This window comes from Pleionea sp. CnH1-48 (genome assembly GCF_024124665.1).
In the GTDB taxonomy this organism is placed as follows: Bacteria; Pseudomonadota; Gammaproteobacteria; order Enterobacterales; family Kangiellaceae; genus JAMXSB01.
Window position 1 is genome coordinate 1 of record NZ_JAMXSB010000038.1, and the last position, 2,315, is coordinate 2,315.

The window sequence follows — 2,315 nt, forward strand, 5'->3', positions numbered from 1 at the left end:
GTTGGCTCCGTTATCGGTTCAGTATATGGATTATGCGCATTGGCAACGAGAGTGGTTGAGTGGTGAGGTGTTGGAGCAGCAGTTGGGTTACTGGCAGACTCAGTTAGAGGATGTGCCAGTGGTTCATAATCTGCCGTTGAACCATAAAAGACCGAATAAAAAATCCTATGAAGGTGGCCGTGTCAACGCAGAGTTGTCGGCAGAGTTAATGGCCGCCTTAAAAGAGAAAGCTCAACAACAAGGCATTACGTTGTTCATGCTGGTGCATGCAACACTGGCCTTATTAGTGGCTCGCTATAGTCATCGTGATGACGTGGTGATTGGCACTCCGGTTGCTAACCGAATGCAAAAAGAAGTTGAACCTTTAATCGGCTTTTTTGTGAATACATTGGCCTTAAGAACCTCAACAGCTTTTGAGAGTGTGGATGGGTTTTTGTCTCACGTTCGAGAGGTGCATCTGGGCGCTCAGCAACATCAGGACATCCCCTTTGATGTGATTGTTGAACATTGTCAGATAGAACGGAGTTTGCAGTTTGCGCCACTGGTTCAGATTATGTTGTCGATGGACAGCAATGAGCAATCGGATTTGTCGTTAGATGAGGTTCAGTTTTCAGCACTGAGCAACGACGAGGTGTATTGCAAGTTCGACTTAGAGTTGAATGTAGAATCGAGAGACGATGGACTGGGTTTGCAATGGATTTATGACGTTGCTTTGTTTGATGAAGATTTTATTCAACGTTTCAATCAACACTTTGTGCGTCTGTTACAGAATGTGGTGTTACCGGACGTAGGTCAGATACCTCAGTGGTCGATGTTCAGTGCAGAAGAGATGTCTCGGTTAGTAGAGCAACCTTCACTGGCGTATGAGTGCAGAGATTCAAGTCTGGTAGCGCGTTTCCAACGGATGGCAGCCAACTATCCTGAGCAGGTGGCTGTGTGCTATCAGGATGAAGAGATAACGTATCGCGCATTGGAGCATTTATCGGACCGCATTGGCGGGTATTTGCAACAAGAAGGTTCGGTTGAAGCAGGACAGTGTGTGGGTCTTTGTGTGTCTCGTTCTATCGACATGATAGCTGCGATGTTGGGTATTTTAAAAGTGGGTGCAGCTTATGTACCACTGGATGCGAAGTACCCCAAAGAGCGGCTGGATTACATGATAAAAGAAGCCGACTTATCGGTGATTATTACTGATAAGGAACAGGCCTCGACGTTATCCGGTGATGGTGCGATGTTGTTGTCGCTTGATGGTCTTTCTGACATGGATGTGGCCATGACACTGGAGCCATCTGTTGAGTCGACGGCAGAAAGTTTGGCTTACATCAACTTTACTTCGGGTTCGACGGGGTTGCCGAAAGGTGTGATGGTAGCGCATAAGAGTGTTTTGCGTTTGGTAAGTGCGCCGAACTTTATGGATTTGAATGCGCAAACGCGTTTCTTACAAAGCAGTTCGGTGTCATTTGATGCGGCGACGTTGGAGATATGGGGCGCCTTACTCAATGGTGGATGTCTTGTTTTATATCCAGATGATTATCTGGACCTGAATCGACTGGATGAGGTGTTGAGTCGTTATCAGGTGACGGCGATGTGGTTGACTGCGGGTTTGTTTGAGCAATGGAGTGAACGAGCGCTGGCGAGTTCTTCGCTTGAGTATGTGTTAGCGGGCGGTGATGTTTTAAGTCCGTTGGCGGTGCATCAGGTTAAACAGAAAGCGCCTCAGTTGACGGTCATTAATGGTTACGGTCCGACAGAGAACACGACCTTCTCCAGTTGTTATGTTGTTGATGCGCTCCCTGAGCCGGATGTTGAGTTACCGATTGGTCATTGTGTTCAAGGGTCGAGTGCGTTTGTTGTCAGTAAAGATGGCAGCCTGGCACCTTATGGTGCAGAAGGCGAGTTGTTGGTGGGCGGTGATGGTGTCGCTCTGGGATATCTTAAGCAGGCGGATTTAACCGCAGAGCGTTTTATAGAGAATCCTTTTGGAGCGGGACGTTTGTATCGAACGGGTGATGTGGTTCGTTATTTACCGAACGGTGCTTTGGCGTATCTGGGACGAGAAGACGACCAGGTTAAGGTACGGGGTTTCCGTATTGAGTTGGGTGAAGTTCAGCATCAGGTATTGCAACAACCGGGCGTGAAGAGTGCGGTGGTGTTGGCTGAAGGCGCGGGCTCAGGAGATAAAGTGTTGCGCGCCTATGTGGTATTGGAAGACGGCGTGGATAGCGACTCGGCGTTGGCGCAACTGAAGTCGGGTTTAGAGCAGTGTTTGCCGGATTATATGATGCCTTCGGTGTTTGTGTTGTTGTCGGCGTTTC

The 2,315-nt window shown here is 48.4% G+C and carries 1 protein-coding gene; it reads left to right on the forward strand.

What is annotated here, in order from left to right; translation table 11 throughout:
• Nucleotides 1-2,315, forward strand: a 2,315-nt coding sequence (locus NH399_RS25245) for an amino acid adenylation domain-containing protein (protein ID WP_253044290.1), incomplete at both ends; no start/stop codon positions are given.